General features: G+C 58.1%; 14 protein-coding genes. 7 read left to right on the forward strand and 7 right to left on the reverse strand.

Going from position 1 to position 19,743, the window contains the following annotated elements:
- Positions 1-370: 370 nt before the first annotated feature.
- The 7 genes from AC13CY_RS00995 to AC13CY_RS01025 all read right to left on the reverse strand — a co-directional run bounded on the left by AC13CY_RS00995 (position 371) and on the right by AC13CY_RS01025 (position 10,790).
- On the reverse strand, positions 371-1,237 hold the full coding sequence (locus tag AC13CY_RS00995; protein WP_483052191.1) for a DUF7281 domain-containing protein: 867 nt from the start codon (positions 1,235-1,237) through the stop codon (positions 371-373).
- On the reverse strand, positions 1,234-2,511 hold the full coding sequence (locus AC13CY_RS01000) for a hypothetical protein (RefSeq protein ID WP_483052192.1): 1,278 nt from the start codon (positions 2,509-2,511) through the stop codon (positions 1,234-1,236). Before AC13CY_RS01000 ends, AC13CY_RS00995 begins: the two co-directional genes overlap by 4 nt.
- The gene (locus AC13CY_RS01005) at positions 2,508-3,137 is read right to left on the reverse strand and encodes a condensin complex protein MksE (protein ID WP_062362328.1); all 630 of its coding nucleotides are present in this window, start codon (positions 3,135-3,137) and stop codon (positions 2,508-2,510) included. The genes AC13CY_RS01000 and AC13CY_RS01005 overlap by 4 nt, the downstream gene beginning before the upstream one ends.
- Complete coding sequence (locus tag AC13CY_RS01010) at positions 3,134-6,793, reverse strand: ATP-binding protein (protein WP_483052193.1); 3,660 nt, start codon at positions 6,791-6,793, stop codon at positions 3,134-3,136. Before AC13CY_RS01010 ends, AC13CY_RS01005 begins: the two co-directional genes overlap by 4 nt.
- A gap of 182 nt (positions 6,794-6,975) precedes the next feature.
- On the reverse strand, positions 6,976-8,010 hold the full coding sequence (locus AC13CY_RS01015) for a histone deacetylase family protein (protein WP_062362321.1): 1,035 nt from the start codon (positions 8,008-8,010) through the stop codon (positions 6,976-6,978).
- Positions 8,007-9,287 carry an ArgE/DapE family deacylase gene (locus AC13CY_RS01020; RefSeq protein WP_062362318.1) on the reverse strand — a complete coding sequence of 427 codons (1,281 nt, stop codon included), beginning with the start codon at positions 9,285-9,287 and terminating at the stop codon, positions 8,007-8,009. Before AC13CY_RS01020 ends, AC13CY_RS01015 begins: the two co-directional genes overlap by 4 nt.
- Positions 9,288-9,851: 564 nt before the next feature.
- Positions 9,852-10,790 carry a LysR family transcriptional regulator gene (locus AC13CY_RS01025; protein ID WP_062362314.1) on the reverse strand — a complete coding sequence of 313 codons (939 nt, stop codon included), beginning with the start codon at positions 10,788-10,790 and terminating at the stop codon, positions 9,852-9,854.
- A 127-nt stretch (positions 10,791-10,917) separates the two neighbouring features.
- Between AC13CY_RS01025 and AC13CY_RS01030 the strand changes: the two genes are divergently transcribed.
- From AC13CY_RS01030 to AC13CY_RS01060, 7 genes are all read left to right on the forward strand, one after another.
- Positions 10,918-12,180 carry a Zn-dependent hydrolase gene (locus AC13CY_RS01030; RefSeq protein ID WP_062362311.1) on the forward strand — a complete coding sequence of 421 codons (1,263 nt, stop codon included), beginning with the start codon at positions 10,918-10,920 and terminating at the stop codon, positions 12,178-12,180.
- A gap of 94 nt (positions 12,181-12,274) precedes the next feature.
- Entirely contained in the window at positions 12,275-13,828 is a 1,554-nt protein-coding gene (locus AC13CY_RS01035; protein ID WP_062362309.1) for an ABC transporter substrate-binding protein, read from the forward strand.
- A 61-nt stretch (positions 13,829-13,889) separates the two neighbouring features.
- Positions 13,890-14,867 carry an ABC transporter permease gene (locus tag AC13CY_RS01040; protein ID WP_062362306.1) on the forward strand — a complete coding sequence of 326 codons (978 nt, stop codon included), beginning with the start codon at positions 13,890-13,892 and terminating at the stop codon, positions 14,865-14,867.
- On the forward strand, positions 14,864-15,700 hold the full coding sequence (locus tag AC13CY_RS01045) for an ABC transporter permease (protein WP_062362303.1): 837 nt from the start codon (positions 14,864-14,866) through the stop codon (positions 15,698-15,700). Before AC13CY_RS01040 ends, AC13CY_RS01045 begins: the two co-directional genes overlap by 4 nt.
- 14 nt (positions 15,701-15,714) lie before the next feature.
- Entirely contained in the window at positions 15,715-17,343 is a 1,629-nt protein-coding gene (locus AC13CY_RS01050; RefSeq protein ID WP_062362301.1) for an ABC transporter ATP-binding protein, read from the forward strand.
- Positions 17,344-17,357: 14 nt separating this feature from the next.
- Entirely contained in the window at positions 17,358-18,752 is a 1,395-nt protein-coding gene (locus tag AC13CY_RS01055) for an FAD-binding oxidoreductase (protein WP_062362298.1), read from the forward strand.
- Positions 18,749-19,693, forward strand: coding sequence for a DMT family transporter (locus tag AC13CY_RS01060; protein ID WP_062362295.1), 945 nt, complete (start codon positions 18,749-18,751; stop codon positions 19,691-19,693). The genes AC13CY_RS01055 and AC13CY_RS01060 overlap by 4 nt, the downstream gene beginning before the upstream one ends.
- Positions 19,694-19,743 lie beyond the last annotated feature (50 nt).

Below are 19,743 nucleotides of genomic sequence, written 5' to 3' on the forward strand. Positions count from 1 at the left end.
TTCCGTAACTTCATCCAGCTTGTGATAATTTTCTTTGCCAAGCCAGCCTTTCCAAAGAGATATGAACTCTTTGGAATATTCTGGCCTAACTTCCCAATATTCAAAGTATTCTCTAAACATGATTTCTCGGTGACACGTAACAGTGCTTATACGGAACGCTGTATAACCCCAATAAACGCGCGCGCTCATTCATTGAGGTTATGTAGCCAGCTCCATCGACCCTATCCCACTGATTCGCCTGAAGGCAAAGGGAAAATAAGCGGCATATTCAGATTCGCATGCTGGCGCGTTTTGCTTTCCCCCCTGCGTACCGCAAGAAAAGCACTGCACGGTTGATTCTCTCAGCCAACCCCAGCCAAGAAGCAATCCGCTAACCAACCCCCACCGCCACCAATTCCCCCTCAAACCACTGCTGTTTGAGGCCGCGCTGTTTTTCCAGCAGCGTGAGGTAGGGCCTGAGCGGGTGTTGGGGCGGTAGGCTGACGTGGAGTTGGCGCAGCCGCCGTTGGTAGGGGAGCTGCCCGGCGGGCTGGTGCAGGGGGGTGGCGTATTGGCTGAGCCACGCCATATCGGGGAGCAGCAGGTGCGTGGCGCCGCTGTCCAGCGCGAGGGTCACGCCCTTGGCGTCGAAGTCGCCTGCGTAGAGGTGCGGCCTGCGGGTTTTGCGCCATACCTCGGCCAGGTGGGCGAAGCCGCCGCCGTAGTGGCGGTCGCCTCTGTAGGCGATGAGCGGCTGGGCGTAGCCGCTGAGGGCGCTGATGTTCGGGTTGAAAGCGTAGAAGCTGTCGAGGTTTTCCACCTGCACCAGCGCGCCGAAGGCTCCTAGCGTGAGGTGTCGAACGTCCACGTCGCGACTGCAGCGCGGCTCGCTTGCAAGCCCCGGGGTGGGCTGGGGCGGCAGGCTGAGCAGTATGCGCCAGGCGCGGGGGCTTTCGCGGGTAGCTTTGTCTTCCTCCATGCCCTCCTTCGCTTGGGCGCTGCTGGTTAGGCCGCTGAGCGAGCAGCCTAGCGGTGCTAGGCGGGCGCTATCTAACACGTCGTTGATCTGCGCCAGCAAGGCGGTGTCAAAGCGCAGCGCTTTACTGTTGATTCGTGTGGCCAGGTCAATATCGTGCTGGCGGCACCAGGCCACTACGTCGTCTACCCACTGGCGGCGGGGCTTCTCCACCGTGGGCTGGCGGAGTAGTTCGCGGGCGACGCCGTTAAGGCCGTTGCGTGCGCGGCTGGGCAGGTTCATACCGCCACCGCCAGGGCCACATCGTGAATCAGGCGCAGGTCGTTATAGGCGCTGGCCTTGCTCTCCTCTTGCTGCAGGCGGAAGGCCTGCTGTTCGCTGCGCGGCAGCCCTTGGTACTCGGCGATCACCTGAAACAGCCAGATTTCATCTGCCCACTCTAGGCCGCTCTGTTGCAGGTAGGCCAGGGCGCTGACGGGCTCGGCGGGCGGCTGGTCGAGCACTGCGAGATAGAAGCGCTCGACGTCCAGCTTGAGGGCCTGCTGGCGGGCGGCGGCCAGGCTCTCTTCGGCGAGCTGCACGGGGTTGGCCACGGCCACGTTTTGCGCGGCGTGGCGCGGGGCGGGCAGCTCGTGCAGCAGTTCGGCCAGTACCCGGGTGTCCAGGGGGCGGTCCAGCGCGGGGGCGGCGGCGGGGTTGAGCGGTGCGGCGCGGTTGAACAGCGCGGGCACCTCGCTGCGCTGGGCGTAGTTGCTGGGCACGAAGCCCGGGTGTTCGCGCAGGAAGGCGGCCATGCCGGTCATCAGGCGGCTGCGGGCCTGCTGCTTGCGGAAGCGGGCCATGAGCTCGATCAACCGCCGCTGCACTTCCCTCAAGCTGGTGTAGTGGTGGCTCAGGCGGTTCTGAAGCTGGCTGATGAGCAGCTTGCGCAGGCTGCCGTCGCTACCCACCAGGGCGATCAGCTCGTCGAAGTCGATCAGCGCGAGGCCATCGAGTAGCCGCACGATCTGCTTTTGGGCGCGGTCGTTCTCGCGGATCTTGTCGTTGAGCTGGCTGACGAAACCGAAATCGCTGTTGAGCCGCTGCCACAGGCTATCGATGGCGTCGGCAAAGCGGCCGTTGAGGTCGTCTACCTCCTGGCGCAGGCGCAGTAGCTGCTGCTCCTGGCGCCAGTGTTCGCCCTTGCTGCGGGCTTCTCGGTAGCTATCTACTTGGGTACGAATCAGCTCCAGGGTTTCGGCCACGTCGGCATTGACGTGGCGGCGGGTTTCGTCGGCGAGCATTTCGGCGATCAGGTCGCGCACCTTGGGCGAGAGTTTGACGCCGCTCTGCTCGTCGGGCCGCCATAGCACCCGGGCGGCCAGCAGCTTGCGCAACGCGCCGTCGCTCAGGCCTTCCAGCGGTACGTCGTCGCGGGTGTAGGCCTGCATCAGCCGTTCGGCGTGCTTGCCCAGCAGCGCCAGGCGTTCCGCGCCGGTCTTGAGCAGGCGGCTCTCCAGCTCGCTCACGCCACTGCCCACCCCATTGCCTAAAGCACTGTTCTCACGCCGACTCACAGCAGGGCCTCCTGCGTGCCGGTGTCCTCGTCGGCATCGATGGGCAGATTCTCTTCGTCGCGGATGAAGCGTACCACGTCCACCAGGTAGTCCATCTTGCCGGTCACCACGAACACTTGGCGTTCGCTGTGGGGCTGCATCAGGTAACCGTGCTCTTTCAGCCGTTTGAAGATCTGCTTCACCTGGGCATCCAGCTGGTCGCTCTGGGAGCCAAAGAAGTTGTCCGTGGCTAGCCGTTCCAAACGCTCGCGCAGGCTCTGGTTGTCTTCGCACTTGGCGCTGAACTCGGCGGGTTTGAGCACGTCGCCAGGGGCGGCCAGGGCGTCGCGGCCCAGCGCTTCCTGCACCAGTTGTAGCCACTCCAGCATGGGCAGCAGGCTGTTGACGGTGTCGGCGAGCTGGCGGGAGAGCTGCTCCCGCGCCGTGTCGCTGAGCTGCCGCCAGGCGAGATAGTAGACGCTGGCGTCTTCGTTGCTGGCCAGCCGTCGGTTGAGCGGGCGCAGGTAGGCGTCGATGGCCTCGCGGGTCTCTTCGTTGGCCAGGTGCCGGTAGGCGTTGTCGTCGCTGACGGCGCAGACGAAGTCGCCTGCCAGCAGGCGTTCGAGCAGGGGGCCGTGTTCGATCATGCGCTCACCTCCTGTTGGCGCTGCTTGATTTTCTGCGCCAGCGCGCTGAGACGCGGCTCGATACGCTTGAGCTGACGCTGTTGCTGGGCGTCCCGTTCGATGAGGTAGCGGTTGGCGAACAGCAGCAGTACGTCGGATTCCGGGTTGGGGAAGGCCCCGACGATATGGATGCGGTTGCTGTCGCAGGCATCGAACAGTTTTTCGACGTTGTGGTAGGCCAGGGTGCCGATCTCATCGATGGGCCAGTGGATGGCGATGTGCGCATCGCCCCGCAGCAGGCGGGTAAACGCCAGCAGGAACTTGCACAGAATCAGATACGCCATGCCGTGGCTGGAGGACTCCAGCAGCTGACGGTCGTTCTTGATCACCAGGTCCGTGCCGCCTTCGTTCAGGTGCAGCTCCAGGCGCAGCAGGCTTTCGAAGCTGTACTGCTGGTCGCTGCGCAGCAAATCGACCACGTCGGCCAGGGCGTTGAGGTAGTCGTCGCTGGGCAGCGTCTGGCCGGACTCCCGCCACGCCTTGTAGCGCTGGGCGAACAGCTTGAGCGGCTCCCAGAAGCCCAGCTCGTCGATGGTGGATTGAATGCGCACTTCCGCCTTGGTGATGCCTTCCAGGCGCAGGTCGTCGGCGACCTCTTCCGAAAGCCGACGGCTCTGGGCGCTGATGCGCCGGTTCAGGTCGCGGAAGACGATGAAGAACTTGTCCAGGTCGTCGCTGAGGTTGCGGCCTTCCTGAATCAGCTGCTGCTGTTGGTCTTCCAGCAGTTTGAGCATGCCGCGCAGCAGCGGCAGCAGTAGCCGGGGGCTGTCGCTGGGCAGCTTGTCGCGCTCGCTTTGCAGGGCATCGGCAAAGCCGCTGCTGGCGTCCTTGATCAGTTGGCTTTCGACGTCCAGGCAGCCTCGGCGCAGTTGCTCCAGCTGCTGGTGGCGGCTGGCCAGGGCCTGGCGGGTGCGTTCGATGCGTTCGTCCACATCGCCCAGGCTGGCTTCCAGCGGCGCGCCTTCAGCCACCAGCTCCAGGCTTTCCAGCTGGTTGAGCAGCGGTGTCAGGGCTTCCAGGGTGCCACGGGCGCTGTCGCGCTGGGCCTTCAGGTCGCTCACCGCCTGCTGGTGGGCCTCTCTGGCGGCGTGGAAGGCGTTTTTCAGATGCGCTTTGTCGCGCTTGAGCTGCTGGTCGCGCTGGGCCAGCTCGGCCTCTTCCGCCACCAGTTGGGGTTTGTGCTGGCCCCACTCGATGCGCATGAAGCGCTGGTACTCGGCCAGCTCCTCCTGGCGGGCGGCGGTTTTGCGAATGCGCTCGTTCTGGGCTTCCAGGCGGGTTCGCGTGGCCTTGAGCTGGGCGGGGTCGACGCCCTGCTCGGCCAGCTCCTGGCTGAAGGCCTCTTCCAGCTCGGCGCGCTGGCGCTGGTGTTCGGCATTGGCATCGCTGAGCTGCTGTTTGTAGGTGCGTAGCTGGGCATCGAGGCTATCGAGCTGGCTCTGGGCGTCGGCCTTGAGCTCCAGCAGTTGGCCCTGGTGGGTTTCGGCCAGCTCGGCCAGGGCGTCGCGCTTCTCGTCGCGCAGCTCGGTTTGGGCCTGCTCCTGGCGGGCCAGGGCGGCTTCGATGTGGGCACGGCGGGCTTTCTGGCTTTCCGCGTGGCGGGCCTGCTGTTGGCGGCGCGCTTCCAGGGCATATTCCACCTCCTGCTCGGCGCGCTGGTGGGCCAGGCGGGCGGTGTCCTGGGCGTCATCGGCCTGCTGTACCCGCTCGTTGTGCTGCTTGAGGGCCTTTTCAGCGGCGGTGCAGGCGGTGTGAGCACGGGCCTTGGCGCTCTCGGCTTCCTCGATGGCGGCCAGCAGGCTGGCTTCGTCCTGGGCGTAGTCGGGCAGCGCGATGGCGGAAAGGTCCAACGCCAGGCCGAACAGGTCGTCGCTGGCGTGGTCGGCCAGTTGGGGGGCGAGGTCGCGGCGCTCCAGCAGTTCCGGGGCGATCACCTTGCCGAGCTGCTGTTCCCAGCCGGGGCGGTGGTAGCGCAGGAAGTGGCGCAGGCTGCCCTGCTCGGGGGTCTGCTGCTGGTAAAGGGTGTAGCAGTGCTGCTCGGCGCGCTCCCGCTGCTGACGGCACTGCACGAGATGCTGTTCGGCGGTGTCGCGCTCGCGCTTGTGGGCTTCCAGCTCGCGGCGCAGCGCTTCCAGGGTGGCCCCGGCCGCGCTGCGGGCCTGCTGGGCATCGTCCAGCCGCGCCTGGGCCAGCTCGGCCTCCTGGGCCTCTTCGCGGGTTTGGCTGGGCATGGCCAGCTGGGCCTTCAGCTCGGCCAGCTGCTCGACGCCTAGCTCCAGCTGGGCCTGATACTCGCTCTCCAAGCGCTGGCGAGCCTGCTGGTAACGCTCGTTGTGCTGCTGTTCGGTTTGCCACTGCTGCTCGCGGCGCTCGGCTTTCTCCTCCACCAGCGCGTCGATCAGTTCCTGGTGCTCTTGAGTCTGGCGGGCGAGGTTTTCGGAGAGTTCGCGCAGTCGGCCATCCAGGCGCGCCTGGCTTTCCTTTACTGCGTCCTGCATCACTTGCAGGTGTTGCTGCAGCTGGTCGCGCTGTTCGCGCCACTGGGGCAGCGCGTTGATGTCCCGCTCCAGGCCGGGCATGTCGGCATCGGCGTACTGCTCGAAGCGGGTTTGCAGGTCGTTGAGGCGGTGCTGGGCGTGCTGCAGCTGGCTTGCCACTTCGCTGTGCTGGTCGTTGAGCGCATCCCGCCGTTCGCCGTAGGCCTGCTCTTCGGCCTGAAACTCCCGCTGGTGGCGGTTGAGTTCACCTTCCAGGTCGGCGACCTGCCGCTGGGCCTGTTCGCGGTCGGCGGCCAGCTGGGGTTTGAGTTGCCACAGGGTAGTGTCGAGCTCGGCCAGTTCACGGTCGATACCGGAGAGTTTGGCCAACGCGGCCTGCAGCGGCTCCAGGCGCATGGATTGGCGCATCTGGTGAATCCACTCGCGGGCCTTGGCACTACGAATGCGAGTAACCGGCAGCTCGACTCCGTCCTCTTCGAAAATCGCCGCCAGCATGGTCTTGAGGGTGTCCATCTTGCCCTCTTTGGCGTGCACCGCCGAGACCAGCTTTTCGATATGGCGAATGCGCCGCTCGGGGTTGACCAGGCTGAACTGGGCGGCGATCTGGCGCAGCTTCAGGCCATCGCGGCTGTTGCCGTGGAGCTGGGTAAAGTCGTTCTGGATCACCGAGCGGAACTCGGAAGTGGCGCCCAGCTTGGGCGACATCGGCGTACCGCTGCGGCGCAGCCCGCTGGCCCACTGGGTATAGTCCAGCGCCAGCGGGCCCTGCTCGGTCTCGACCAGGTAGTCTTCCGGGCGGTAAGGCGCGCCGACGAAGCGATACTCCACGCCGCCTTCCTGCTTGCGGGTCAGCACCGCCTGGCACACGTTGCCCGCTTCGCGGCGGTATTCGTATACCAGGTAGCTGTTGCGATGGGGCAGATAGAACGCATCGAATTTCATGCGGGTTTTCGGCACCACCTTGTTGGGCAGCTCGCCGTAAAACACCGGCACCAGCCGCTGGAGCGTGGTTTTACCCGACGCGTTGGTGCCGCAAATATTGGTGTGGCCGTCCACACTGAGTTCGACCACGCCGCTCAGGTGGCCGTGAATCATCACGATGCGTAGCAGATGCGCCATGCCGTGTCCTTGATCGTTTAACGTCCGAAAACGCTATCTTGCCAGACACCTTGATGGCTTGTCTTACTGATTACGCCTTACCCAGCAGCACCTCAAAAAAACTCACCGCATTGGCTTCCGCCCTTCGAGGCAGTAGCCGCCTTCTTTTATCACCAGGTTGTTCACGTCGAGGCTCGCTATGCTTATCTTCTTGCCTTGATATAAGCCTCCATAAAAGCCGCAAGATTTCGTCCTAGATGTTCGGTAGGGTAACCGCCCTCTTGTACCACTACTGTGGGCAAATCCAGCTTTGCTAGTCTTTCTCCCAGGCGTCCAAAGTCTTCAGTTTCCAGCGCCAGTCCAGCTAAAGGGTCATCTTTGTGGGCGTCCAAACCAAGGGCAATCACCATGGCTTCTGACCTGTAGGTCTCCATGGCCTCAATTAAAGACTCCAGCCCATTCATAAAGACTTCGCCGTTACTGCCCAATGGGAGAGGTAGATTGACGTTAGCGCCTTCTCCTTCACCTTCTCCGTGTTCATCCACGCCACCCCAGAAAAACGGATAGAAATCGGCGGGGTCGGCGTGAATCGAGCCGGTCCACACATCGCCACGAGCGTAGAAAATATCCTGGGTGCCGTTGCCATGATGCAAATCCACATCAAGAATGGCTACCCGCTCATATTTTTCGCGCAGAGTTTGCGCCGCCAGCGCAGAGTTATTAATAAAGCAAAAGCCACCGGCACGGTCTGGCCCGGCATGATGGCCCGGTGGCCGACAAAGAGCATAGGCCTGGCCGTCCCCGGCCATCACTGCCTCAGTTGCAGCTTCTGCTGTAGTGGCATTCGCCATAAGGCCCTTATAGGTTTCCGCGGTCAGCGGGCAGGCCATATCGTGCATATGCCACCCCGCCTGCCCGACAGGATGACGTGGATAATGGTTGCCCTGGCCGCAGGGATGGACATTAGGTGCCACCATGTCAGCGGCTTCCGGCATCTCTGACCACCGAGCATAGATAGTTTCCAGAAAGTGCAAATAACGCGGAGTATGAATCAGCGCCAGTCGCTTATGGAGACTAGGAGTGGCCTTGGGCATCAACGTCTCAATATCCAGCATTTTCAAACCTTCAAGCAGCATTTCAGCTCTCAGCGGCCCTTCCGGCGAGGCAACCTGGCGTCCTCTAAGCAGAAAACTCGTGTGGGCATGGAGCTGCTGTTCAGGATGGTAAAAACACTTCACGGACTTACCTCACTCTTCAGATGCACCGCCCCTTCACTCCAGCGGCTCAGAAACAACGCATAAGTTTTTAAAGTGTGGCGGATGGACTCAATATCTACACGCTCATCTATTCCATGGATATTCTCTGCCACCGGTCCATAACAGGTGCCGTTGATACCTCCATGCACCTTGTAGGCGCGCAGATCTGTGGTGCAGGTGAGTGGCTTGGTAGTCACCTCGGCCCCCGTCAGATCCTGATGGCAGCGCCCAAGCAAGCGAACTCCAACATCATCAAGATCCACCTCTACTCCTTCAGAGCAGAATCCATGAAATTCCACCGTCACATCCGAAACGCCAGACCCTAGCTGGCTGGCTTCAGTCTCAATACAGGCCTGCACCCGTGCCTGGACATCAGCCACAGTCACACTCGGTGGAAAGCCAATGCGCCCTTCGAGGCTGGCATAGGCGGGTACGCTGGAAGCCCAATCTCCGCCCTGGATTCGCCCAAGATTGAGATTGAAAGGCCGGGCAACCTGGCTAAAAAGGGGGTGGGAAACACGGTTGAACTCGTCTACTAATGGCTTCAGGCTGTTGAACAATGAGTTGACTGCTTCGATGGCATTGGTGCCGGCACTAGTATCGAGTACGTGAGCAGGTACACCGTTCAAACTGATACGAAACCACAGAACGCCCACTTGCCCAGAGATGATTTGCGCACCAAAGGGTTCAGGGATCAGTACAAAATCTCCCCCATGCCCTGCCTTGACACAAGCCAGCGCCCCATGGCCAGTGCACTCCTCCTCGATGACGGTTTGCAGGGTTAAGGGATGTTCAATGGCAATACCCGCCTGGCGAACTGCCTTGACCGCCATGCACATAGCCGCAATGCCCGATTTCATATCACCAGCACCGCGACCATAAAGCCACCCTTCTTCATCCCTCCAGGGCTCCCAGGGGGCGCGAGTCCACCGAGAATGAGGCTCGGCGGGCACGACATCCAGATGGCCGTTGAACACCAAATGAGGCCCGTTGACACCACTATTCAGGCGAGCCACCACATTATGGCGTGGACGATCAGCAGGCACCTCCTGTCCGGTAAAAGTCAGGGCTGTCTCCTCCAAGGGCACTTGACTGACCTGAAAACCTTCAGCCTTAAACCAAGTTTCCATCACCTTTTGTGCAGCCTGCTCTTCCCCCAACACGCTATATGCTCTTACTAGCTCCTCGGTGAGCTGAAGTGTGTCTTCAAACAGTGAATCACAGCAAGCAAGCAACCTCTGCTCCTGAGCTGTCAGCATGATATTGGCTCCGCGATGAAATTAGGCTGAATTTATTTTTCATTAACTTAGCTACTTTTAACTGCAGAATTTTCATTTTTAGTCGCATAAACGAACATTTTCATAACAATAAAAGTATTGACTATGAATAGCTTTTTAATGGTTCACATTTTTCGAGGCTAATTGCAAGCCCTATTATTTAGCATCGGTTGCATAACTCCATGTGAAGACAAGTATTAATTTGACTAATACAAAGAATAAAAAATTAAAAATAGTCTTATGCTAAAACGGGTGTTATTGATTAATTACGCCTTAACAGAGCAACGATGACAAAGCACTGTTATAGGCTTTCCCGGCAGCCCAACGAGGCATAGACCTCCAGCCAACCAATTCAGAAAAAGAGGCTCAGTAGAGGCCCATCAGGAAAAGGTAGGCTGAACACAGAAAAAAGGGCTGTATAGAACAACTCAAACGGGGACAGCAGACCGAACACGCCGGCAAAAATAATGAAGAAGCATTCACTGCATTCTGGTGAGCGCTATATAAAAATGAGTGAGCCGAGTGATGACAAACCCAGCTATTGCCTTAGGGCAGCCGCTGCTCAATGGTAGTTTCTGCCATTGCACGATGCAGAAAATCAAAAAACACTTGCTCCGCCTGCGAGAAGCGTGCGTCCTGATGCCAAATCAGGTGCAAGTCGATGTTGGGGATTCCGGCATAGGGCGGCAGGGGCCACAGCTGCCCACTCTCAACATCACTCTGCACCGTATGCTCCGGCAAACAGCCGATACCCCACCCACTTCTCACAAAGCGCTGAATTTCTTCCAGACTACTGGAAGTAACCGTCATTTCACCGACCAATCCCTGCGCTCCACGAAACAGCGCGATTTCAGCCAGAGCGCCAGAAAGCTGAGCACTAGTGAAAGACACAAAAGGCTCATCACTGAGCGCTTGCAGCGGCAAGTTCTGCTGACCGTAAAAGCGGTGCGAAGGCCCACAGAAAAAACGATAGCGCTGATGTACCAGAAGCTGGCTATTCAGTCCTTCCACTGGATGAGGCAGCAGGCAGACACCAACGGTGCCCATCTTCTGCAGAATCGACTGCACCACATCCTGACTGGAAACCACAGTAACCTCACAGGTAATGCGAGGATGCTGCAAATGAAAGCGCCGCAGCACGTCATCAAGAAAGCTGCTCTGGATACCACTGACCAAAAAGAGAGTGATCTTGCCTGCCACCTCAGGCGAGGTATCACGCACGTTGACACTAAGCCGCGCCACATTGGCATAGATTTCAAGCGCATCGCGGTAAACCATCTCCCCTGCCTCCGTGACCCGGAAACAATGGCTACCACGCTCAATAAGAGTTTGCCCGAGATGCGATTCCAGTCGCTTAAGTGCCAAGCTGACAGCAGGTTGAGAAAGGTTGAGCCGCTGCGCCGCCCGGCTGATACTTTTCTCCTGAACGATGCTGACGAAGGTGCGCAGCAGGTTCCAATCAAGGGTGTCGTGGGCCGATCGCATAGTGCAACTCCTGTCTTCGACGCTTTTACACAGAGGTCATGCCCCGACTAAGCGTGCTAAAAGCTAAACACTAAAAAGAGTACAGCAAGGCGCTGCCGCTGCACATTACCTAAACAAGGAGTCAATGATGTCGACACAGGGTTTACAGATGCTGGCGTCTCCAAAAATTAACAGCGAACGCCTATGGGCATCACTGATGGAGATGGCCAGCATCGGGCCATCCCCCAATGGCGGCAGTCGTCGGCTGGCCTTGAGTAATGAAGATCTAGATGGGCGTCGAAAGCTGTTGGATTGGGCAGAATTACTGGGTTGCACGTGGCAAACCGACCAAGCAGGCAATATGTTTATTGTTCACCCCGGCCATGACAATAATCTTTCGCCAGTAGCCGTGGGCAGCCATCTAGATACCCAGCCGCTCGGCGGACGTTTTGATGGTGTGCTAGGCGTCCTCGCCGGGCTGGAAGTCTTTCGCACTCTGAATGAGCAAGGCATTAAAACCCGGCGGCCCCTGGTGCTAGTTAATTGGACCAACGAAGAAGGCAGCCGTTTTGCTCCAGCCATGGGCGGCAGCGGTGTTTATAGCCAACGCCTATCGCTTGAGGATTTCCGCGCTGCTAGAGACAAAGACAGCATTACACTGGGAGAGGCACTGGACGAATCCGGTTATAAAGGCTCATTGACCCGTCACGACCTGCCGCTAGCTGCTTACCTTGAACTACATATTGAACAAGGACCGATTCTTGAGAAAAAGGGCCTGCCGTTGGGAATCGTCAGTGGCGTGCAGGGGCTACGCTGGTATGACATCACCTTTACTGGCGATTCCGCCCACGCTGGTCCGACTCCGATGGAATATCGCCATGATCCCCTAATGGCCGCCACCGGTTTTATCGAAGCCATGCGCCAAAGTGTGCGGGACGATGTCGATGGTATCTCGCGCCTGACTATCGGTGATTTCCAGGTCGCCGAACCCTCACGCAACGTGATTCCGGGGGCCGTCACTCTACAGGTTGATGTACGCCATACCGATGAAAATGCCCTGCAGCAGTTGGATGACACCCTACGTACCCATGTCAAGGCCTTCGCTGAACGGGAAGGTGTCAGCGCTGACATTCGTGAACTATGGCATATGCCAGTCACCTACTTCGATGCGTCGTTGGTGGAGGATCTTTCCAGCGCAGCGCAGGCATTAGGTTATCCACCGTTCAGAATGATGAGTGGTGCCGGTCATGATGCCGTCAATGTCAGCTATGTAACACCCACCGCGATGCTATTCATTCCCTGCAGGGGCGGTATCAGCCATAACGAACGTGAGTATGCCGAGCCCGAACACTGCGCCATCGCTACGCAAGTGCTATGCGATGCGCTACTGCGCACGGCAAACCGTGAGTAACAAGGCAACATGGACGAATGAGCCTAATGCCTTAATCACCCGGCTCTCTGGAGCCATGTTTCCTATCAACAAACCAATAAGTACGGGGAAGACAATGAAGAAAGCCTTAACGCTCGCCATTGCGGCAGCCTCGATGACAGCCGCCTCAGCCTGGGCACAGGAACCACGTTCAGGCGGTGTGATTGATACCATCATTCAACCAGAGCCTCCGGGTATAGTCGCGGGTGTGCACCAAAACGCTCCGACACAGACAGTGTCTGGCAATATTTTTGAAAGCCTGCTGCGATACGACACCGACCTTAACCCCATGCCACAGCTTGCTCATGATTGGACAGTTAGCGAAGACGGTCTGATCTACACATTCCATCTCCAGGAAGATGCTACTTGGCATGATGGTGAACCCTTCACTTCTGAAGATGTGGTGTTCTCCACGGATGTGTATCTGCGTGAGATGAACCCGCGCACCCGGACCATTCTTTCCCACGTGGAAAGCATTGAAGCCCCTGACGACCACACAGTGGTATTCACTCTCAAAAACCCCTTTGGCCCTTTCCTGCTAGCCTTTGAAGCAGGCACCATGCCAATGATGCCTAAGCATATTTATGAAGGCACTGATTTCCGCACTAATGAAGCCAACAATAATCCCATTGGTACTGGTCCGTTCAAGTTTGAAAGCTGGGAGCGTGGCCGCGTCATCCAGCTAATCAAGAATGAGGATTATTACGAGGAAGGCCTCCCCTATCTGGATGGCATAAACTGGCACGTGATTCCGGATGCATCTTCACGAGCTGTGGCCTACGAAAACGGTACCGTAGATGTATTACCCGCCAACTCGGTAGAAAACTTCGATATTCCGCGCCTGAGTGAATTGGATAACACCTGCCTCACCGAACAAGGCCATGAGTACTTTAGTCCCTACGCCATGCTTTGGATCAACAACCGCGAAGGCCCCATGGTAGATAAACGCTTCCGCCAGGCCGTCATGTATGCGCTGGACCGTGAATTTGCCCGCGACGTGCTGTGGAATGGTCTGGGTAAAGTGCCACTGTCAGCCTTCGGCTCCAACGCCAGCTTCCAAGATGACAGCCTGACACCGTACGACCATAACCCGGAACGTGCCCGTGAGCTGCTGGATGAAATGGGCTATGACGGCGAAGAAGTGCGTTTATTGCCGATTCCCTATGGCGAAACCTGGGTACGCTGGGCCGAAGCGGTTCAGCAGAATCTCCAAGAAGTGGGCATCAACGTCACAACACAATCCACCGATGTGGGAGGCTGGAACCAGCGTCTGGGCGAGTGGGACTATGACCTCGCCTTTACTTACCTTTTCCAGTACGGCGACCCGGCCCTGGGCATTTCACGGACCTATATCTCGAGCAATATTGCTAAGGGCTCGCCCTGGAACAACGTTCAGGGCTATGAGAACGAGCGCGTAGATGAGCTCTTCGACCTAGCAGCCACCGCCTACCCAGATGCCCAGCGTGAAGAGTATTACCAGGAAGTCCAACAGATCCTCCACGAGGATGTGCCGGTTGGCTGGCTACTGGAACTTGGCTTCCCAACCATATACAGCTGTGATGTCAAAAACCTAGTGACCACAGGTATCGGTCTTAACGACGGCTTCAAGAACGCTTGGCTTGACCGATAAAACGATGCTGGGCGGCATTTTGTCGCCCAGCTCTTGGATTATGTCGCTACAGGAGTAAGGCATGTTGTATGCCAGATTGATCACGATGCGGCTCCTGAAAGCCGTCATTGTTCTGTTTCTGATTGTTATCTTTAATTTTTTTCTTATTCACATGGCTCCTGGTGACCCTGCCGCTGTAATGGCGGGTGAAGCCGGGGCTACCGATGCGGAATTTCTGCGCCAGCTACGCGAGCAGTTCGGGCTGGATCAACCTCTTTACGTCCAGCTATGGCGCTACATATCTGGCATTGCCACCTTAGATTTTGGCTACTCCTATCGCCAGCAGATGCCGGTATTTGACCTAATCATGGACCGGATGCCCGCTACACTGCTACTCACCGGCACTGCCTTTGTCATGTCGTTGGGTCTCGGGATTCTGGCCGGTTCCATGGCTGCTGCACGGGCTAAAAAGCCCAGCGGTTCGCTGATCATGGCAATCGCATTAGTCTTCTATGCTACTCCACTGTTTTGGGTCGCCCTGATGGCGGTTGTCCTTTTTTCAGTGACACTGGGCTGGTTACCCGCATACGGCTACGCCACCGTCGGGGCTGACTACACTGGCCTCGCCCTAGCGCTAGATATTGGCAAGCACCTAATCCTCCCGGCTACCACACTGGCATTGTTCTTTATGGCCATCTATACCCGCATGACGCGCACTTCCATGCTAGAGGCCAGTCAGCAGGACTATGTCAAGACCGCACGGGCTAAGGGCCTCGCGCCCAGACTGATTCAGCGCCGCCATATCCTGCGGAATGCCCTGTTGCCAATTATCACACTGGCAGGCCTGCAGGCCGGTCAGATGGTCGGTGGTGCCATTCTTACCGAAACCGTCTTTGCCTGGCCGGGTATCGGCCGCCTAATGTTCGAGGCGCTGATGCAGCGTGACTACAACCTACTGCTGGGCATTTTCTTCTTCTCTGCCGCTCTGGTCATTGTGTTCAATATCATCACCGACCTTGTGTACGGGCTGGTTGATCCACGTATCAAGGAGACATCATGAATTTCTTTGCCCGCTTTGCCCAGAATCGTGGTGCCCTCGTGGGGTTGGTTATCCTCGCCGTCATCATCGCGATGGCAATTACAGCGCCCCTATTTTTCCCTGAATCCCCTTGGCGTATGGTCCAACGCCCTTTCCTAACCCCGCTTGAAGTGGACGGTTTCCCGATGGGAACTGACACCATGGGGCGCAATGTGGCTGCCGGTTTGATGCACGGCGCCTGGGTGTCCCTGTTGATTGGTCTGGTCTCTACCTCGGTAGCCCTGGTGATCGGCGTGCCGCTCGGCGCCATGGCCGGTTATTACGGAGGCATTCTGGATGATGCCCTGATGCGTTTCACCGAGTTCTTTCAGACAATCCCCAACTTTGCCCTGGCCATTGTGCTAGTGGCCATCATGCAGCCCAGTGTGACCTCCATTGTACTGGCAATCGCGCTGGTCAGCTGGCCGCCGGTCGCTCGCCTGGTACGTGCTGAATTCATGTCGCTGCGTCATCGTGAATATGTCGAGGCCGCCCGGCTGGTCGGTCAGAGCAACTTCACTATCATCACCCGCCAGATCCTGCCCAACGCCATGTCGCCGATTATCGTACTGGCGTCGCTGATGGTGGCCACCGCCATCCTGCTGGAATCATCCCTTTCCTTCCTTGGGCTGGGTGATCCGAATGTCATGTCCTGGGGATATATGATCGGTGCCGCACGTACCGTGATTCGCCAAGCCTGGTGGCTAAGCTTCTTTCCGGGGGTGGCCATTCTGTTGACCGTGCTTGCCCTGAACCTGGTGGGTGAAGGCCTGGACGATGCGCTTAATCCAAAACTCAGCCGAGAACGCTCATGAACAAGGGGAACAGTATGACTACCACCAACGACACCCCTCTTTTGAGCCTGCAGGACCTGACGGTGGCACTGCCCAAGGGGGCTGACCGCGCCTATGCCGTGGAAAACCTCAGCTACGATGTATTGCGTGGCGAAATCCTCTGCGTGGTGGGGGAATCCGGTTCCGGTAAATCCATGGCGGCCAATGCGGTCATGGGGCTACTTCCCAAAGGCGTCAGGCCGGTAGGCGGCAAGGCGATGTTTGACGGTCAGGATCTATTGAGCATCACCGAAAAGCAGCACCGCGAATTGCGTGGCCTACAGATTGGAATGATCTTTCAGGAGCCCATGACCGCCCTGAATCCACTGATGCGTGTCGGTGCCCAGATCAGCGAGGTGTTTGAAGCCCATGGTCAGTTCAATGGATCGGAACGCGGCGCCAAAGCATTAGAACTATTGAAAGAGGTCGGGCTTCCCGACCCGGAAAAAGCCATACGCGCCTACCCGTTCCAGCTTTCCGGTGGCCAGCGCCAGCGGGTGATGATTGCCATGGCACTGGCACTTGAGCCGGAACTGCTGATTGCTGACGAACCGACCACCGCGCTGGACGTTACCACCCAGGCCCAGATTCTTGACCTAATTATTGACCTGCAGAAGCGTCGTGGCATGGCAGTCATGTTCATTACCCATGATTTCGGGGTGGTGGCGGAAATTGCTACCCGGGTTTGCGTGATGCGCCACGGCCAGATTGTCGAGCTTGGTGAGGCCAAAGAGGTACTGGCCAACCCGCAGCATGAGTACACTCGTGCGCTGATTGAGGCCATTCCCAGCGATATCGTGCCGGAAGCGCGGGGCGCAGAAACCGATACCCCTCTGCTCGACGTCAAAGGCCTGAACAAGCTCTTCCGCTCCAAAGGCGGCCTGTTCAAGGCGGCACGGGAAGTCCGCGCCCTGGATGATGTGTCGTTTTCACTGGTCAAGGGGGAAACCATCGGCATTGTGGGCGAATCCGGCTCGGGCAAATCCACTCTGGGCCGCTGTATTGTGCGCCTGGAAACCCCGGACAGCGGCACCATAAGTCTTTCCGGCACGGATTTCATGCAGCTCCACGGGGAATCACTGCGCCGTGAACGCAAACGCGTACAGATGATTTTCCAGGACCCCTACGCCTCCCTTAATCCGCGTACCAAGGTCGGCATGGCCATAGCTCAAGGACCGATTGCCAACGGAGTGCCCAAGCAGAAAGCCCTGGCACAGGCCAATGAGCTGCTTGAACTAGTGGGCCTGGCCAACACCGCTGATCGCTTCCCCCATGAGTTCTCCGGCGGCCAGCGCCAGCGTATCGGCATTGCCCGGGCGCTGGCGCTGGAACCTGAGTTAATTGTCGCCGATGAAGCGGTCTCGGCGCTGGATGTATCGATCCAGGCTCAGATTCTGGAGCTGCTAGAAGACCTAAAACAGAAACTTTCGTTGTCACTTCTGTTCATTACCCATGATCTTAGAGTAGCGGCCCAAATCTGCGATCATATTATCGTCATGCAACATGGCCGTATTGTGGAGCAGGGACCAGCCCGTGACGTCTTCCTGGCGCCTCAGCAGGCCTATACCCGTGAACTGCTCGCAGCCATTCCTGGCCGTCCCGACACCATAGAAAAAGCATCTTGATAATGAGGCTCTGAATGGATGCACTATTAGCAGAACTGTCCGCTATCGTAGGCCCCCAAAACCTACTGGAGCACAATGATGTCAGCGCCCGTCAAGATGACTGGATGCAGGCCAGTTCCTGTCAGGCGCGTGCCATAGTGCGCCCAGTAGATACCGAGCAGCTTGCCAGTGTCATGGCTGCATGCCACCAGGCAAACCAGCCAGTGGTGACCCATGGCGGCCTAACGGGTCTAGTGCGCGGAGGTGTGGCCAACCCTAACGAGGTGGTAATTTCACTTGAGCGGATGAATCAGATTGAGGCCATTGACCCGGTCAGCGGCACCCTGACCGTGCAGGCGGGCACACCGCTGCAGCGGGTACAGGAAGCCGCCAAAGAAGCAGGCATGCAGTTCGCTCTGGATCTGGGTGCACGTGGCTCCTGCACCATTGGTGGCAATATCGCCACCAATGCCGGTGGGGTGCGCGTGATCCGTTACGGCATGATGCGTGAGCAGGTGCTGGGGCTTGAGGTAGTACTCGCCGATGGCACCCAGGTCAGCTCGATGCATCACATGCTCAAGAACAATGCTGGTTACGACCTCAAACAACTGTTTATCGGCACCGAAGGCACCCTTGGCATCGTCACCCGGGCGGTACTAAAGCTGCACCCCCAGCAACTAGCCATTCAGACTGCCCTGCTGGCTTGTCCTACCTTCAGTAACCTGACTGCCCTGTTGCAATACGCCCGCCAGGCGTTGGGTGAGCAACTATCGGCCTTTGAAGTGATGTGGCATAACCACTATGCCCTACTGACGGAAGAAAGCGGTCGCCACACACCGCCTCTGGCAACCGATGCAGAATTTTACGTTTTAATCGAAACCCTGGGCAGCGATCAGCAGGACACAGCCCAGCGTTTTGAAAGAGTGATTGAAGGGGCGTTTGAAAATGGTCATATCAGCAATGCGGTCATCGCTAGCACCAGCCATCAACGCGAACGCCTATGGGCCATCCGTGAGGATATCGAAGGCCTTCTACACCACCTCAAACCGCATTTTACTTTTGATATCAGTTTGCCGATTCCCGCTATGGATCAGTACGCGCACGCCCTTGAAACCCAAATAACCGAGCGCTGGCCAAAAGGCAGAATCGTTGTCTTTGGCCATCTGGGCGATGGCAATCTGCACGTCTCGGTAACTACAGGTAATATCGCGGCAACGGCAGACGAAAAGCGTACTGTGGAGGCTCTAGTATATGAGCCTTTGACTGCCATGGGCGGCTCGGTGTCTGCAGAACACGGTATTGGGCTGGATAAGCGTGACTACTTACATCTTTCACGAACACCAGCGGAAATCCACCTGATGCGGACACTCAAGCAGGCGCTCGACCCGCTCAACCTGCTTAATCGCCATAAGGTACTACCCGACTCATGAGCTTTGTCAGGGTACAACGCTATATGGCCCAATGCCGCGACAGCGGGCAATTATCCGCCATCGCCCTAATTGGCACCATCGGGCTGTTCTGGGGCGGTAACTGGCCGGCCGTGCGGTTTATCCTAATGGATATTCCCCCTTTCACGCTCAGATCCATCGGCTTCACCACAGGGGCAATATTATTACTTGGCTGGGCATACTGGCGGCGCTTGCCAATCAGGGTGTCATCCAAAGAATGGCCGTGGCTAGCAATCACCGGTTTTTTTACCATTCTAGGCTTTAACCTCGCCACCGCGTTTGGCCAGCTTCGCATGCCCACCTCACAAGCCGCCATTATTGCGTTCAGCATGCCATGCTGGGCGCTGCTATTGGGCTGGTGGCTGCTCGACCAGCCCATCACTAAACGCCAGTGGCTGGGGCTTGCATGCGGGCAGGGCGGGCTTCTTATCCTGCTAGGGCCATCCGCCCTGCAAGGCGGCGTTCAGGGACTGATTGGCCCTCTGATCATGCTCGGTGCCGCGCTTTCATGGGCTCTGGGCACCGTTTTGATCAAGCGGCGCGGCGGCTGGGAAAGTCATGCGGTGGTGGTGACCGGCTGGCAATTCGTGCTGTGTGCTATCCCTATGATTATCTTGATGATCGCCCTGGAACCCATACCCAGCCCCACTAACTGGCAAACCTCGACCTGGCTGGCGCTTTGCTACCATCTGCTATTCTCGATTACTTTGGCACAGATGCTATGGTTCATGAACGTTAACCAACTTACCATTGCCCAGGCGACCATTTCGACTCTGATTATTCCTACGGTGGGGGTGTCCAGTGCCATCCTACTGCTTGGAGAGCCTCTCAGTCCCAAAGTATTTATTGCCCTACTGCTAACCCTGTCGGCGGTTGCCATCGTAATGTTCAAGCGCTCGGAAGCTACTAGTAGCACCCTCTAATCCCATCAGTCTGCCCATGCGATATACCCTTAAAAATAGTTGCTTTCAAA

It is taken from the genome of Vreelandella sp. L-15 (genome assembly GCF_056857635.1).

Bases quoted from the DNA above. Each gene is read 5' to 3' on its own strand.
- AC13CY_RS00995 (WP_483052191.1), bottom strand. From the start codon at position 1,237: ATGAACCTGCCCAGCCGCGCACGCAACGGCCTTAACGGCGTCGCCCGC.
- AC13CY_RS01005 (WP_062362328.1), bottom strand. From the start codon at position 3,137: ATGATCGAACACGGCCCCCTGCTCGAACGCCTGCTGGCAGGCGACTTC.
- AC13CY_RS01010 (WP_483052193.1), bottom strand. From the start codon at position 6,793: ATGGCGCATCTGCTACGCATCGTGATGATTCACGGCCACCTGAGCGGC.
- AC13CY_RS01020 (WP_062362318.1), bottom strand. From the start codon at position 9,287: ATGCTGACAGCTCAGGAGCAGAGGTTGCTTGCTTGCTGTGATTCACTG.
- AC13CY_RS01025 (WP_062362314.1), bottom strand. From the start codon at position 10,790: ATGCGATCGGCCCACGACACCCTTGATTGGAACCTGCTGCGCACCTTC.
- AC13CY_RS01030 (WP_062362311.1), top strand. From the start codon at position 10,918: ATGTCGACACAGGGTTTACAGATGCTGGCGTCTCCAAAAATTAACAGC.
- AC13CY_RS01035 (WP_062362309.1), top strand. From the start codon at position 12,275: ATGAAGAAAGCCTTAACGCTCGCCATTGCGGCAGCCTCGATGACAGCC.
- AC13CY_RS01040 (WP_062362306.1), top strand. From the start codon at position 13,890: ATGTTGTATGCCAGATTGATCACGATGCGGCTCCTGAAAGCCGTCATT.
- AC13CY_RS01045 (WP_062362303.1), top strand. From the start codon at position 14,864: ATGAATTTCTTTGCCCGCTTTGCCCAGAATCGTGGTGCCCTCGTGGGG.
- AC13CY_RS01050 (WP_062362301.1), top strand. From the start codon at position 15,715: ATGACTACCACCAACGACACCCCTCTTTTGAGCCTGCAGGACCTGACG.
- AC13CY_RS01055 (WP_062362298.1), top strand. From the start codon at position 17,358: ATGGATGCACTATTAGCAGAACTGTCCGCTATCGTAGGCCCCCAAAAC.
- AC13CY_RS01060 (WP_062362295.1), top strand. From the start codon at position 18,749: ATGAGCTTTGTCAGGGTACAACGCTATATGGCCCAATGCCGCGACAGC.